The organism is Mariniradius saccharolyticus AK6 (genome assembly GCF_000330725.2).
Taxonomy (GTDB): Bacteria; Bacteroidota; Bacteroidia; order Cytophagales; family Cyclobacteriaceae; genus Mariniradius; species Mariniradius saccharolyticus.
This window is the reverse complement of record NZ_AMZY02000010.1, coordinates 303,518-317,988: the sequence shown is the minus strand read 5'-3', so window position 1 is coordinate 317,988 and position 14,471 is coordinate 303,518. Positions and strand designations below refer to the sequence as shown.

Sequence of the window (14,471 nt, the reverse complement as noted above, 5' to 3'; positions counted from 1 at the left end):
GCCTGTGTTTTAAACAGTAATCAGCTTAAAATGGTAATCCATTTTCTCAGGTCGTTGGAATGAGATGGTTTTTCGGAGGTGATAAAAGGCTTCCAACAGCAATGCATTATCAAGATCGCCTGCATCCACTGGCTTGAATCCAACCCACTCGATAATCTTTTTGACACTGACTTTTTCGATAGAATTAGGCCCGCAATAGTAGGTTTCCTTCACCAAACCCATAGGGTCGGATTTTGGATAGTCTATCCCGAGGTTATTGAAGGCTTTGAAAAGCTTTTGGTCACCGATGCTTTTTTGGATTAACTGGGTATTGCAGCAAAAATCTTTGGTATAGGCCCCGTTGGTACAGTCGATGATGATCTTGCAGCCCAAATCGGATCTTTCCATCGCTGAGCATACTTTTGGAAGGTGCTCGTTTTCGCAGCAAATCAATAGTACATCCGACATCTCAATCGCTTTTTCAAAGCTAAACACCTTGTCTAGATGCATGTTGAGGATTTTCCATTCGATGTCCTTGGTGACGAAGTCTTCCCTGACACCAAATACAACGGTCTGATTGGAGTTAAGCAACTTGTTTCCGAGTGTGGCTGACAACTTGGTGCCGCCTAAGATTCCTATTTTCATAACCTTGAATGTTGTTTAGCCACCAGTTTTAGAGGCTAAGGGTGGGTGATTTTTTTTGGTTTGTTTCGATTGGACTGAAGGAGATTTTTTTTCGAAACAGTTGAAATTTAGAGCATTGCATTTCAAAAACAAAGCTTTTTTCGGGGGGTGAAAAGGTTCAAAAAATGAAAAGCAAATATCCGTTTGTGACAATCAAATTTCGATTCTTAAAGCGGATTTTTAGGTGAATTTTTTTTCAAAATATTTTCGAAAGACACATTCCCAGGCATCCGTTTTTTCACTTTTTTGTTTTTTCCAAAAACATTCAGTACAAAAACCTTTGAAAATCAGGACAGTAACACGATGGATTTTTCAATTAATCGTGGGCACGTTTGGAATACCATAGCGGGTCCTGGCTTGGAGGTGTCTTTAGGGCGAAAAACAAAAAAGCGGACCGACTTGGCCCGCTTTGTTTTGGATCGATGATTCTGTGTGAGATCAGACAGTCAAGATCTCATGCTCTTTTTTCACCAACAACTCATCGATTTTGGCGGAATACTGGTCCGTATACTTTTGGACCACTTCTTCGGCGCGTTTGATGTCGTCCTCTGAGGCTCCGTCCTTCTGCAATTTCTTAAGAGAATCATTGGTTTCTTTTCTGATAGTCCTTACGGAAACTTTACCAGCCTCTGTTTCTTGTTTGGCCAATTTCACCAATTGTTTCCGGCGCTCCTCTGTCAGTGGGGGAATGGTAAGTATGACCATTTCGCCATTGTTTTGCGGCGCAAGGCCCAAATCCGAATTGATGATAGCTTTTTCTATCTCCCCGATGAGGTTGCGCTCCCAAGGCTTGATTGTCAAAGTCCTCGCGTCGGGTGTATTGACTGAGGATACTTGCTGAAGTGGCGTTGGGGAGCCGTAGTACGATACCATGATGCCGTCAAGCAAATTTGGCATTGCTTTACCCGCGCGGATTTTCACCAGTTCGGCAGAAGTATGGTTGACCGCTTTTTGCATCAATTCTTTTGCTTCTTCCAGGTATAGTTGAATTTCTTCCATGTCTTTCTGGATTAGTTGGATGATATTAAAGTGCCGATTTCCTCTCCTTTGACAAGGTTTTCGAGGTTGCCGGGGACGTTCATGTCAAATACAATGATTGGAAGGTTGTTTTCTTGGCAAAGTGTAAATGCCGTCATGTCCATAATGTTGAGGTTTTTTTCATATGCCTCTTGGAATGACAGCGTGCCGTATTTCGTTGCACTCTTGTCCTTCTCAGGATCGGCGGTATAGACTCCATCTACGCGGGTACCTTTCAATACCACGTCAGCTTCGATTTCAATCGCCCTAAGCGCGGCCGTGGAATCTGTAGTGAAATAGGGATTCCCTATTCCAGCGCCGAAAATCACAATTCTTCCTTTTTCCAAATGCCTAATAGCCCTTCTTCTGATAAAGGGTTCGCAAACGCTTTCGACCTTGATGCCAGACATGAGGCGGGTGTACATGCCATTTTGTTCCAAAGAACTTTGTAGTGCCATTGCATTGATTAATGTCGCTAGCATTCCCATGTAATCTCCTTGAACCCGGTCAATTCCCGTCCTCTCTGCCTGGACGCCTCTGAAAATATTGCCTCCCCCGATTACGATCGCGATCTCGACACCCAAGTCCTTAATTTTTTTGATTTCCTGTGCGTACTGCTCAAGTCTGTTGGAATCGATGCCGTATTTTTTCTCGCCCATGAGAGCCTCGCCGCTCAGCTTCAGCAATATTCTTTTGTACTTCATTGGTCTTTTGAGTTTGAAAAAGGAGGTTTGAATCCTGTAGAAATTTCGATAAATCCGACAAATATATATGCTTAAGTCAAGAATCTAAACCCAATTCCCGCTAAAATTGGATCAGCACCTGATTTTTCTCGACACTTTCGCCCTTTTTGATTTTAATTGATTTGACCACCCCGTCGCTCGGGGATTTGAGGATATTTTCCATTTTCATCGCTTCCAATACCAACAGGGCATCTCCTTTTTTGACGGCGTCGCCTTCCATCACTTTGATATCAAAAATCAAACCGGGCATCGGTGCTTTGAGATCTTGTGGGGCAGTGCCCTTAGAAAAATTCATTCCAAGCTTTTCCAAAAGCAAATCAAATTTGTCCTTGAGCTGGATTTCGGCCAGTTTATTGTTGAGTTTCAAAATGACCGTCTTGGACTCTTCATCTATTTGTATCAATTCAACTTTGAAGGACTGATTTTGGTGCAGCAAGTGGTAGTGTCGTTCCCTCACTTTGGTCAATTGCCAATCTTGTACTTCTTGTCCGACAAGCCATTGGTCTTTCGATTTTTGTACCTCAAAAACGGACTCGCTGATGGTTGCTGTGTACATTTCAATTATTTTGCGCCAAATATACGACTTATCTCCAAAATGCATGGGTAGCAATAGATTTATAACTAATTCAATAATAGCATCTTTCTTTTTTGCAAGTTTGGCCTGTAAGACAAGCCAAACGGAGGTTTCTTCAACGAACGATAGCTCGATGGTCGTGGTGGATTCCTTGGCGCAGCAGCAGCCTATGGAATCGGACGAACAAATAATTAGACGTCTCGAAAGTGAAATCAGTGAGTATCGGGCAAGTAGGACTCGGGATTTTGATTTGTTGCATACAGCATTGGACTTACGATTTGATTATGGAAATGAAACCGTCGTCGGTGAAGCCGTTTTGACCTTGAAACCCTATTTTTTCCCTCAGAAAACCGTGGTGTTGGACGCGAAGGATTTCGAAATCCATGCGTTTGGTTTGCTTGAAGAAGGCAGATCTACTGAGCTTAATTTTTATTACAACGAACGAAAGGTCACAGCTTATTTACCAAAATCCTATTCAGCAAACGATACGATTCAGGTCCGTATCAAATACACTGCTTTTCCAAATAAAAACACAACGGCGGCCGGTTCTGCAATCACGGATACCAAAGGAATCTATTTTGTTAATCCTCAATCAAAACCTGGTAAGCCCACGCAGATTTGGACTCAAGGGGAGACGGAGTATAATTCCAAATGGTTTCCAACGATAGATAGCCCAAACGAGCGGGCAACGCAAGAAATCAAAATGACAGTTGATTCGAAATACCGGACTTTGAGTAACGGGAAGCTGTTGTCATCCAAGGAAAACGGTGACGGAACCAGGACCGACCATTGGAAACTTGACCTGGCACATGCACCTTATTTAGCTGCGATAGCAGTTGGTGATTTTGTCGAAATAAAAGACAGTTGGGATGGTATGCCGGTGAATTACTACGTCGAGCCGGAATTTGAGAAGGGCGGAAAAATTGTTTTCCAAAATACGCCAGAGATGATAGCGTACTTTTCAAGTCTTCTCGGAGTACCCTACCCTTGGTCTCATTACAATCAGGTCGTGGTCAGGGATTTTGTGACTGGGGCGATGGAGAATACCACGCTCACCATTTTTATGGAGGAACTCAATCTGAATGAGCGCGAGGCAATTGATTCGGAGTGGGACGGGATTATCGCCCACGAACTCTTCCATCAGTGGTTTGGAGACTACGTTACGACTGAATCTTGGGCTAATTTAACCCTGAATGAAGCGTTTGCCACCTATTCGGAATACCTCTGGTATGAGTACAAAAATGGTCGGGATGAGGCTGATCTGCATCACGTTTCGGAAATCGAAACCTATTTGGATGAGGCGGAGGTAAAGCAGGAAGATTTAATCCGCTTTTATCATGACAAACCTGACGACATGTTTGACAGTCATTCCTATGCCAAGGGAGGTGCGATACTTCATATGTTGCGTAGACATTTGGGAGATGAGGCGTTCTTCAAATCGTTGAATCATTATTTGAAAAAACATGCGTTTCAGTCCGTCGAAGTCCATGATCTCCGGATTGCTTTTGAGGAAGTCACGGGACTCGATCTGAATTGGTTCTTTAACCAATGGTTTTTGGCTTCCGGGCATCCGATATTGGAATATGAGGTGGATTATAGCCAGGAAGATAACCTGCTGCTTACAGTTTCCCAGCGTCAGGATTTCTCAACAACTCCTTTGTACCGGATTCCATTCAAGGTGAGTTGGTATGTAAATGGAGAACGACGCGAAAAGGAGCTGGTAATTGATAAAGCGTGGCAGCAATTTGCGATTGAAAACGGGGAACCTGTTGACTTACTGATGGTAGATGAAGCGGTCGACCTGTTGGCTGTGAAAAAAACTAGTCGTGGGAAGCAGCATTTCATCAATCAATTTCAGGCTTCGACGCTTGGTATTGCGCGATATGAAGCGTTGGACAGCTTGAAAAGCATGTTTGCTTCAGATGAAGGAGTAAGGGAAATCGTAGCCGCCGCACTCAAGGACAGCTTTTGGTCTATTCGAGAAATGGCTTTAATTGGAATTGCTGAAAATCCAAATTGGCTGCTCGAAATCGAAGGACTTGAGGAAACGATTTACCAAATGGCGGAAAATGATCCGAAAAACACCGTGAGGCTAGGCGCCATTGAGTTGCTGTCGGTGATGGATGCTGATAAATATGCGAATGACTTCTTGAGATGGATCAATCATCCGTCCTACTATGTTGCCGGGGCAGCGTTGTCGGCCTATTTGGAAAATGAGAACAATGTCAACCGAGAGGAAATCGCCGGGAGATTTGAAAATGAAAAGAACATCCGTATGCTGGTCGCTTTGGCAGGTTATTATTTATCGGAGGAAACTGCCGGAAAATCAGTTTGGTTTAGTGAAAAACTCGATCAGCTGAATGGCGAAAATCGTTACTACTTCCTTGGGTATTTCAGCGAGTATTTCTCCTCGGTGGCCACCGATGATAGCAACATCGCTATCGAAAAATTGTCCAGCATAGCGAAGAACGACCGCACCAACTATGTAAGAATTGGGGCTTTTATGGGGCTTTTCGGGTTTATTGACCAGCCAGGTGTACTAGACCTAGCGAAGGAGATTTACGCCCAAGAGAAAGATCCATTGGCGAAGAGGTACGAGGAAATGTTTCTGTCACAATACCTCGATGAGAAGTAATCCCTTGATTTTTATAGGATTATTTTTTGGACCCGAAAAATACTCGGAAAAATTTTTGCTTTATTTTGAATCTTTGGCAAAAGGGTATAATTTTGCCATCCGTTAAGTTTACTAGGCTTCAAAACAGTCGAAAAAATTAACGAAAAAGCAGTTGGGGGAATACCAAAGCGGCCAACTGGGACGGACTGTAAATCCGTTGACGTATGTCTTCACAGGTTCGAATCCTGTTTCCCCCACTGATTGCAGAATGCAAAAAAATCAATACCTTTGCGCTGCAATTTAAAAGCGGGAGTAGCTCAGTTGGTAGAGCGGCAGCCTTCCAAGCTGCAGGTCGCGGGTTCGAGCCTCGTCTCCCGCTCTATGCTTTTATAGCATAGGGTGTTTATTAGCCGACGTAGCTCAGGGGTAGAGTACTTCCTTGGTAAGGAAGGGGTCACGGGTTCAAATCCCGTCGTTGGCTCATACAACAATGGCACATTTAACTAATTCATATCTTTAACTAAAACTGAGGATTTTCAAGCATGGCAAAAGCAACCTTTGACCGTTCCAAACCGCACGTAAATATCGGTACGATTGGTCACGTAGACCATGGAAAGACTACCTTGACTGCTGCCATTACTACAGTATTGGCTAAAAAAGGTCTTTCTGAATTAAGAGATTTCTCTTCTATCGACAACGCTCCTGAAGAAAAAGAAAGAGGTATCACAATCAATACTTCTCACGTGGAGTATCAGACTGAGAAGAGACACTATGCGCACGTTGACTGCCCAGGTCACGCTGACTATGTGAAAAACATGGTTACTGGTGCTGCACAGATGGACGGTGCTATCCTTGTGGTAGCTGCAACTGACGGACCGATGCCTCAAACAAGAGAGCACATCCTTCTTGCTCGGCAGGTAGGTGTACCAGCTCTAGTTGTTTTCATGAACAAAGTTGACATGGTGGATGACCCTGAGCTTCTTGAGCTTGTGGAAATGGAGATCAGAGAACTGCTTTCATTCTATGAATTCCCAGGTGACGATATTCCAGTTATCGCTGGTTCTGCGCTTGGTGCACTCAATGGCGAGCCAAAGTGGGAAGCTACTGTGATGGAATTGATGAACGCTGTGGATGAGTATATTCCAATCCCAGAGCGTTTGATCGACAAAGACTTCTTGATGCCTGTTGAAGACGTATTCTCTATCACTGGTAGGGGTACCGTTGCTACTGGTAGAATCGAAAGAGGTGTTATCAACTCTGGTGATCCAGTTGACATCATCGGTATGGGCGCTCAAGGTTTGAAGTCTACTGTTACCGGTGTGGAAATGTTCCGCAAAATCCTTGACAGAGGAGAAGCAGGTGACAACGTTGGTCTTTTGTTGAGAGGTATCGAAAAAACTCAGATCAGAAGAGGGATGATCATTTGCAAGCCTAACTCTGTGAAGCCACACGCTCACTTCAAGGCTGAAGTTTACGTCCTTTCAAAAGAAGAAGGTGGTCGTCACACTCCATTCTTCAACAAATATCGTCCACAGTTCTATTTGAGAACTACTGACGTGACGGGCGAAATCAAACTTCCTGAGAATGTTGAGATGGTTATGCCAGGTGACAATATCACTATCGAAGTGAACCTGTTGAACGCAGTTGCCCTGGAGAAAGGTCTTCGTTTCGCTATCCGTGAAGGTGGTAGAACCGTAGGTGCTGGTCAGGTGACTGAAATTCTTGACTAAGAATTCACAGACTCAATATATCAAATGCGATCCTGAATTTTTTTTGGGATCGCATTTGTTTCTCTATTCCACAATAACTACCTTTGCGTTCCTTTTGGGGACCAAAAATTCATACGGGCATAGTTCAATGGCAGAATAGCGGTCTCCAAAACCGTTGATGGGAGTTCGAATCTCTCTGCCCGTGCAAACAATGTAGTAACCATGAATATTAAAAGTTTTGTTATCGAATCTATCGACGAGATGAAAAACAAGGTCACTTGGCCTTCCTATTCATTTCTGCAAAACAGTGCTGTTTTGGTCTTGGTCGCCTCGCTTATTTTTGCGTTGGTTATTGGGGTGATTGACTTGGGATTCGAGAATTTAATGAAGTGGTTTTACGATCTATTCTAATCGAAGTTAATACTGATGGCTGAACATAAGTGGTACGTGCTTAGGGTGGTAGCCGGACAAGAAAAGAAGACCAAGTCTTACTTGGATAACGAGATTGTCCGTCAAAAACTTGAGGAATATATTCCTGAAGTTTTGATTCCGTCCGAAAAAGTTTACGAGATGCGCAACGGCAAAAAACGAGTACGGGAACGTAATTTCTTTCCTGGCTACGTCCTTGTCAATGCGGATCTTACCCATGGTGAAGCTAATCATGTGATAACGAGTATTCCCGGTGTTATCGGTTTTCTAGGATCAAACCAGGGGGGAGCTTCCAAAACCCCTGAACCATTACGGCAGTCTGAAGTCAACAGGATCTTGGGTCGTGTTGAGCAGATTGATGAGTTTGCCGTGAAGCTTGAGACACCATTTATAGTGGGAGAGACCGTAAAAGTAATGGACGGTCCCTTCAGTGGTTTTGCCGGGACAATTGAAGAGGTGTTTGAAGACAAGAAGAAACTTAATGTTATGGTTAAGATCTTCGGTCGGAATACACCAGTTGAGTTAAACTTTATACAAGTAGAAAAACAAGATTAAAAATGGCTAAGGAAATCACTGGTTATGTGAAATTACAGGTGAAAGGTGGCCAGGCAAATCCATCACCTCCAATCGGTCCGGCCCTTGGTTCCAAGGGTCTGAACATCATGGAGTTCTGTAAGCAATTCAATGCGAGGACCCAAGACAAAATGGGTCAGGTATTGCCGGTTTTGATTACTGTTTTTTCTGACAAATCATTTGAATTCGTAGTAAAGACGCCTCCAGCAGCAAACCTGTTGCTAGATGCCGCGAAAATCAAAGGTGGTTCAGCAGAGCCAAACAGGAAAAAAGTCGGTTCCGTCACTTGGGATCAAGTAAGGGATATTGCGCAGGTGAAAATGCCTGACTTGAACGCTTTCAAAGTGGAATCTGCCATGAAAATGATCGCAGGTACCGCTAGAAGTATGGGTATTACTGTTTCAGGAAAAGCCCCTTGGGAGGAATAAAATTACAATTATGGCTAAGTTAACGAAAAAACAAAAAGAGTCTCTCTCTAAGTACGACCAGAGCCAGCATTACTCCTTAGAGGACGCTTCTTCTTTGATCAAGGAAATCACCAATGCTACGTTCGACGCCTCTGTGGATGTTGACATCCGCTTGGGAGTCGATCCTAGAAAGGCTGACCAAATGGTTAGAGGCGTAGTGGCCTTGCCTCATGGGACCGGAAAGGACATCAGGGTACTCGTACTCTGCACTCCTGACAAAGAACAGGAAGCGAAGGACGCTGGAGCAGATCATGTGGGTCTAGATGATTATATCGCTAAGATCGAAGGTGGATGGACAGACATTGATGTCATCATCACCACACCAAACGTAATGGCGAAAGTCGGTAGATTGGGAAGGGTTTTGGGTCCAAGAGGTCTCATGCCAAACCCAAAATCTGGAACTGTGACTTTGGAGGTTGGCAAAGCAGTAAAGGAAGTGAAAGCTGGTAAGATCGACTTCAAAGTTGATAAAACTGGTATTATTCACGCAAGTGTTGGGAAAGTTTCCTTTGATCCTGAAAAAATCCAGGACAACGTGAAAGAATTGGTTAACACTATTTCCAGGCTGAAACCTTCGACGTCCAAAGGTACTTACTTCAAGAGTATACACCTTTCCAGCACGATGTCTCCGAGCATTAAAATAGATAAAGGCAGTTTTCAAGGTATCTGATCATGACTAGAGAAGAAAAATTAGAGATAATCGAAAGTCTTACCGAGAAGTTGAAAGAAAACCCTTACTTCTATGTTACTGATGCATCAGGATTCACAGTAGCGCAGGTAAATGCTTTTAGAAGAACATGTTTTGAGAAAGGTGTAGAGTACAAGGTGTACAAAAACACCCTAATCAAAAAAGCCTTGGAAAACCTCGGTGGAGATTATACCGAATTTTCCAAAGTGGCGCTAAAAGGATTCTCAGGAATTATCTTCACCAAAGAGAGTGGAAAGCTTCCTGCCAATATCCTTTTGGACTTCAGAAAGAAGATGGGCAAGAAAGAAACAAGACCCGTTTTCAAAGGAGCTTCCATCGATTCAGATGTGTTTCTAGGCGAAGATCAGTTGGAGTTCCTCTCCAACATCAAGTCTAAGCAGGAGCTTCTTGGCGAACTTATTGGATTGCTACAGTCACCAATGAAGAATTTGGTCTCTGCACTTCAATCGGGACAAAACACCTTGGCTGGCCTTGTCAAGACTCTTTCTGAAAAAGAATAATCAATTTCAAACATCATTTAATTAAAAATCAACAATTTAAATAATAATACAATGGCAGATCTTAAACAACTTGCTGATCAGTTGGTAAACTTGACTGTAAAAGAAGTAAAAGAATTGGCTGATATTTTGAAGGACGAGTATGGCATTGAGCCTGCAGCTGCTGCTGTTGCCGTTGCCGCTCCTGCTGCTGGTGGTGGCGCTGGTGCCGCTGCTGAAGTGGAAGAGAAAACTTCCTTCGACGTAATCCTTAAAGCTGCTGGCGGTCAGAAATTGGCTGTCGTGAAGCTTGTGAAAGAGTTGACCGGTCTTGGCTTGAAAGAAGCAAAAGACTTGGTAGACGGTGCTCCAAAAGCAGTGAAAGAAGGCGTTGCTAAAGACGAAGCTGAAGCTTTGAAGAAGTCTTTGGAAGAAGCTGGAGCTGAAGTCGAAATCAAGTAATTTGATTCGCCTTTTCCAAAGGGAAAGGGTATGGATTTAGACCTGACTGTATAGTCAGGTCTTTTCCTGTTTGTGCGCAGGTTAAAAATTGCACTATTCCAAGCGAAAATTGTCGCTTTCTATTAGTTATTTTCACCAAAAACATATACTGCCTTGGCTATCCAGAATCAAACTGAAAGGAAAAGTTTCTCATCTATTAAGGTAGTCAAAGACTATCCTGATTTCCTAGATATCCAATTACAATCATTCAAGGACTTTTTTCAATTGGATACTCCGGCCGAGAGAAGGAGACAGGACGGTCTTTTCAAGGTGTTCTCTGAGAATTTCCCGATCTCTGACTCCAGGGAAAATTTCACCCTTGAATTTATCGACTACACGGTAGATCCACCAAAATATAGCGTTGAGGAATGTATCGATAGGGGATTGACCTATTCCGTTCCTTTGAAAGCTAAACTAAGGTTGCTCTGTCATGATGAAGACAATGAAGATTTCGAGACGATAGAGCAAGAAGTTTTCTTGGGTAACCTTCCCTACATGACCGAGAAGGGCTCATTTGTGATCAATGGGGCCGAACGTGTAATTGTTTCCCAATTGCACCGGTCACCGGGTGTGTTCTTTGCGCAAAGCAAGCACACTAACGGCACCAAACTTTATTCAGCTCGGATCATTCCATTCAAGGGCAGCTGGATTGAGTTTGCGACTGACATCAACAATGTCATGTATGCCTATATCGACCGCAAAAAGAAATTCCCGGTAACTACCTTGTTGAGGGCTATTGGGTTTGGTTCGGATAAAGAGATCCTAGACCTGTTTGGACTTTCGGAGGAGATTGAAGCAACCAAAAACAACCTCAAGAAAATCACCGGACGGAAATTAGCGGCAAGGGTCTTGAAGACTTGGGTGGAAGATTTCGTGGACGAAGATACTGGTGAGGTGGTTTCCATCGACAGAAATGAAGTGCTGTTAGAAAGGGATTCAATTCTGACAGATGAAGATATTCAGATGATTATGGAGTCGGGCGCGAAGTCGATCATCCTGCACAGGGAAGATGTGAACGTGGCTGATTTTTCCATCATATATAACACACTCCAAAAGGATAACTCAAACTCTGAAAAAGAGGCGGTTGAAGTAATCTACCGTCAATTGAGAAATACTGAAGCACCGGACGAAGCTACCGCCCGCGAAGTTATTCACGGATTGTTCTTCTCCGACAAGCGCTATGATTTGGGTGAAGTCGGTAGGTACAGGATCAACAAGAAGCTTTCCTTGGATATCGATCCAGAGAAAATCGTGTTGACGACTGAAGATATCATTAGCATCGTCAAGTATTTGATTGGTTTGATCAACTCAAAAGCGGTAGTAGATGATATTGACCACTTGAGTAACAGAAGGGTTAGGACTGTCGGTGAGCAATTGTACAGCCAATTTGGTGTTGGTTTGGCGAGAATGGCCAGAACAATCAGAGAACGGATGAATGTTCGTGACAACGAGGATTTCAAACCGGTTGATTTGATCAATGCAAGGACCCTGTCCTCAGTGATCAACTCATTCTTTGGTACAAATCAGCTTTCCCAGTTTATGGACCAAACAAACCCATTGGCCGAACTGACCCACAAAAGAAGGCTTTCAGCGCTCGGTCCGGGCGGTCTTTCAAGGGAAAGGGCTGGATTTGAAGTCCGTGACGTTCACTACACGCACTATGGTCGTCTTTGTACGATCGAAACTCCGGAAGGTCCAAACATTGGTCTGATTTCATCACTTTGCGTGCATGCAAAAGTGAACTCCATGGGATTCTTGGAGACCCCTTATAGAAAGGTGAAGGACGGTAAAGTTTCCATGGACTCCAAGGACATAGTATTCCTGACTGCGGAAGAAGAGGATGACAACAATATTGCTCAGGCAAATGCTCCATTGGACGAAAAAGGGAACTTCATCAATGAGAAGGTAAAAGCAAGATTCGAAGGCGATTTCCCTGTGTTGGAGCCGTCTGCGATCAGCTACATGGACGTCGCTCCAAACCAGATCGTTTCTGTGGCCGCTTCGCTGATTCCGTTCTTGGAGCACGACGATGCCAACAGGGCCTTGATGGGATCCAACATGCAACGTCAGGCAGTTCCTTTGTTGAAGCCAGAAGCACCTATCGTTGGTACAGGTCTTGAGTATAAAGCTGCCATCGATTCAAGGGCTTTGGTTTTGGCAGAAGCTGATGGTGTTGTCGAATTTGTCGATGCCAATAAGATCACAATCAAATACGACCTGACCCAAGATGATCTTTTGGTGAATTTCACCAATGAATACAAAACCTACGAATTGGTCAAATTCCGTCGTACGAACCAAGACACTACCATCAACTTGACTCCTTTGGTTTTGAAAGGGCAAAAAGTGAAAAAAGGTCAAGTCTTGGTGGAAGGATATTCAACCAACAAAGGTGAATTGGCATTGGGTAAAAACCTCAGGGTTGCCTACATGCCATGGCAAGGTTACAACTTCGAGGATGCGATCGTAATTTCTGAGCGCGTTGTTCGTGAGGATATCTTCACTTCAATCCACATAGAAGAATTCCAACTTGAAGTAAGGGATACGAAGCGTGGTGAGGAAGAATTGACTTCTGAAATTCCAAACGTATCTGAAGAGGCCGTTAAAAATCTTGACGAGAACGGTATCATCAGAATCGGTGCTGAAGTTAAAGAGGGTGATATCATTATCGGTAAAATCACACCAAAAGGTGAAACTGATCCAACTCCGGAAGAGAAACTTCTTCGTGCGATCTTCGGTGACAAGGCAGGTGATGTGAAGGATGCTTCTTTGAAGGCATCCCCATCTCTAAGCGGCGTTGTGATCGAAACCAAGCTGTTCTCTAGACCTAAGAAGGACAAAGACCTTCGCGCAAAATCCAAAGCAGAAGTCGAAAAATTGAAAGGCAAATACGCCAAGGATCTCCTAGGTATCCGTGCAAAGATGATCAATAAGTTGGTCACGTTGCTGGATGGAAAGACCTCTCAAGGCGTAAAGCATAAATTCGGCGATGAGATCATCAGCAAGGGGGTTAAGTTCAACTTGAAAAATATCGAGCAGAACCTCTTTCCTGCTAAAAATCCTTACCGTGACGAGTCTAACTACAACGTCCCTGAGGAAGCGAATTTGATTTCGGATATCGTTCTTGACGACTGGACAGACGACGCGCATACAAATGGCTTGATCCAAAAACTGGTCAAGAACTATGTGAATGCAAGAAACGAAATCTCAGGAAGGTTCAAACGAGACAAGTTTACCTTGGAGGTTGGAGATGAGTTGCCTGCTGGAATCGTACAGCTTGCAAAAGTGTATATCGCGAAAAAGCGCAAGCTTAAGGTTGGTGACAAAATGGCTGGCCGTCACGGAAACAAAGGTATTGTCGCCCGAATCGTGAGAGAAGAGGATATGCCATTCTTGGAGGACGGAACCCCGATGGATATCGTCCTCAACCCACTCGGTGTACCTTCAAGGATGAACATCGGTCAGATTTATGAGACCGTACTTGCTTGGGCAGGGTACAAGTTGGGCAAGAAGTATGCTACTCCGATTTTCGACGGAGCTACAATGGAAGAAGTTTCGGCCGAATTGGCAGAGGCAGGTCTTCCGGCATATGGACGTACCTATTTGTACGACGGTCTTACTGGTAAAATGTTTGACCAGCCAGTAACCGTGGGGATTACCTACATGTTGAAATTGGGTCACTTGGTCGATGACAAGATGCACGCACGTTCCATCGGTCCTTACTCTCTCATCACGCAGCAGCCTTTGGGTGGTAAAGCCCAGTTTGGTGGACAGCGGTTCGGGGAAATGGAAGTATGGGCGCTCGAAGCGTTTGGTGCATCCCATGTGTTGCAGGAAATCTTGACCGTGAAATCTGATGACGTCGTTGGTAGGGCCAAGGCATACGAGGCAATCGTGAAAGGTGAAAACCTTCCGAAGCCAAATATCCCTGAATCCTTCAACGTATTGGTTCACGAACTGAGAGGCCTTGCTCTTGAGATTACCCTCGATTAATTCAAA

At 44.0% G+C, this 14,471-nt stretch carries 13 protein-coding genes and 4 tRNA genes; 13 read left to right on the top strand and 4 right to left on the bottom strand.

Annotation, left to right across the window (positions count from 1 at the left end; all coding sequences use genetic code 11):
• Positions 1–9 precede the first annotated feature (9 nt).
• From C943_RS10665 to C943_RS10645, 4 genes are all read right to left on the bottom strand, one after another.
• A complete protein-coding gene (locus C943_RS10665) occupies positions 10–624 on the bottom strand; it encodes an NADPH-dependent F420 reductase (protein WP_008627507.1) in 615 nt (204 codons plus the stop codon).
• 477 nt (positions 625–1,101) lie between these two features.
• Positions 1,102–1,662, bottom strand: a complete 561-nt coding sequence (gene frr / locus C943_RS10655; RefSeq protein WP_008627505.1) for a ribosome recycling factor — start codon at positions 1,660–1,662, stop codon at positions 1,102–1,104.
• Between the two features lie 11 nt (positions 1,663–1,673).
• A complete protein-coding gene (gene pyrH, locus C943_RS10650) occupies positions 1,674–2,384 on the bottom strand; it encodes a UMP kinase (protein ID WP_008627504.1) in 711 nt (236 codons plus the stop codon).
• A gap of 100 nt (positions 2,385–2,484) precedes the next feature.
• A complete protein-coding gene (locus C943_RS10645; protein WP_008627503.1) occupies positions 2,485–2,979 on the bottom strand; it encodes an acyl-CoA carboxylase biotin carboxyl carrier protein subunit in 495 nt (164 codons plus the stop codon).
• Between the two features lie 100 nt (positions 2,980–3,079).
• Here C943_RS10645 and C943_RS10640 point away from each other — a divergent pair, with 100 nt between their 5' ends.
• The 13 genes from C943_RS10640 to rpoB all read left to right on the top strand — a co-directional run bounded on the left by C943_RS10640 (position 3,080) and on the right by rpoB (position 14,465).
• On the top strand, positions 3,080–5,632 hold the full coding sequence (locus tag C943_RS10640; RefSeq protein ID WP_245545532.1) for a M1 family metallopeptidase: 2,553 nt from the start codon (positions 3,080–3,082) through the stop codon (positions 5,630–5,632).
• A gap of 153 nt (positions 5,633–5,785) precedes the next feature.
• Positions 5,786–5,868, top strand: a tRNA-Tyr gene (locus C943_RS10635).
• Positions 5,869–5,917: 49 nt separating this feature from the next.
• Positions 5,918–5,990, top strand: a tRNA-Gly gene (locus C943_RS10630).
• A 30-nt stretch (positions 5,991–6,020) separates the two neighbouring features.
• A tRNA-Thr gene (locus C943_RS10625) sits at positions 6,021–6,092 on the top strand.
• 61 nt (positions 6,093–6,153) lie between these two features.
• Entirely contained in the window at positions 6,154–7,341 is a 1,188-nt protein-coding gene (tuf, locus tag C943_RS10620) for an elongation factor Tu (protein WP_008627499.1), read from the top strand.
• 113 nt (positions 7,342–7,454) lie between these two features.
• A tRNA-Trp gene (locus tag C943_RS10615) sits at positions 7,455–7,525 on the top strand.
• A gap of 17 nt (positions 7,526–7,542) precedes the next feature.
• On the top strand, positions 7,543–7,731 hold the full coding sequence (secE, locus tag C943_RS10610) for a preprotein translocase subunit SecE (RefSeq protein ID WP_008627498.1): 189 nt from the start codon (positions 7,543–7,545) through the stop codon (positions 7,729–7,731).
• A 15-nt stretch (positions 7,732–7,746) separates the two neighbouring features.
• Entirely contained in the window at positions 7,747–8,304 is a 558-nt protein-coding gene (gene nusG / locus C943_RS10605) for a transcription termination/antitermination protein NusG (RefSeq protein ID WP_040480097.1), read from the top strand.
• Positions 8,305–8,306: 2 nt separating this feature from the next.
• A complete protein-coding gene (gene rplK, locus C943_RS10600) occupies positions 8,307–8,750 on the top strand; it encodes a 50S ribosomal protein L11 (protein WP_008627496.1) in 444 nt (147 codons plus the stop codon).
• 10 nt (positions 8,751–8,760) lie between these two features.
• Entirely contained in the window at positions 8,761–9,459 is a 699-nt protein-coding gene (gene rplA, locus C943_RS10595; RefSeq protein WP_008627495.1) for a 50S ribosomal protein L1, read from the top strand.
• Positions 9,460–9,461: 2 nt separating this feature from the next.
• Entirely contained in the window at positions 9,462–9,998 is a 537-nt protein-coding gene (rplJ, locus tag C943_RS10590) for a 50S ribosomal protein L10 (protein ID WP_008627494.1), read from the top strand.
• Positions 9,999–10,049: 51 nt separating this feature from the next.
• Complete coding sequence (gene rplL, locus C943_RS10585; RefSeq protein ID WP_008627493.1) at positions 10,050–10,436, top strand: 50S ribosomal protein L7/L12; 387 nt, start codon at positions 10,050–10,052, stop codon at positions 10,434–10,436.
• 153 nt (positions 10,437–10,589) lie between these two features.
• The gene (rpoB, locus tag C943_RS10580) at positions 10,590–14,465 is read left to right on the top strand and encodes a DNA-directed RNA polymerase subunit beta (protein ID WP_008627492.1); all 3,876 of its coding nucleotides are present in this window, start codon (positions 10,590–10,592) and stop codon (positions 14,463–14,465) included.
• Positions 14,466–14,471: the final 6 nt, after the last annotated feature.

Bases quoted from the DNA above. Each gene is read 5' to 3' on its own strand.
- rplJ (WP_008627494.1), top strand. From the start codon at position 9,462: ATGACTAGAGAAGAAAAATTAGAGATAATCGAAAGTCTTACCGAGAAG.
- frr (WP_008627505.1), bottom strand. From the start codon at position 1,662: ATGGAAGAAATTCAACTATACCTGGAAGAAGCAAAAGAATTGATGCAA.
- rplA (WP_008627495.1), top strand. From the start codon at position 8,761: ATGGCTAAGTTAACGAAAAAACAAAAAGAGTCTCTCTCTAAGTACGAC.
- pyrH (WP_008627504.1), bottom strand. From the start codon at position 2,384: ATGAAGTACAAAAGAATATTGCTGAAGCTGAGCGGCGAGGCTCTCATG.
- secE (WP_008627498.1), top strand. From the start codon at position 7,543: ATGAATATTAAAAGTTTTGTTATCGAATCTATCGACGAGATGAAAAAC.
- tuf (WP_008627499.1), top strand. From the start codon at position 6,154: ATGGCAAAAGCAACCTTTGACCGTTCCAAACCGCACGTAAATATCGGT.
- nusG (WP_040480097.1), top strand. From the start codon at position 7,747: ATGGCTGAACATAAGTGGTACGTGCTTAGGGTGGTAGCCGGACAAGAA.
- rplL (WP_008627493.1), top strand. From the start codon at position 10,050: ATGGCAGATCTTAAACAACTTGCTGATCAGTTGGTAAACTTGACTGTA.
- C943_RS10665 (WP_008627507.1), bottom strand. From the start codon at position 624: ATGAAAATAGGAATCTTAGGCGGCACCAAGTTGTCAGCCACACTCGGA.
- rplK (WP_008627496.1), top strand. From the start codon at position 8,307: ATGGCTAAGGAAATCACTGGTTATGTGAAATTACAGGTGAAAGGTGGC.
- C943_RS10645 (WP_008627503.1), bottom strand. From the start codon at position 2,979: ATGTACACAGCAACCATCAGCGAGTCCGTTTTTGAGGTACAAAAATCG.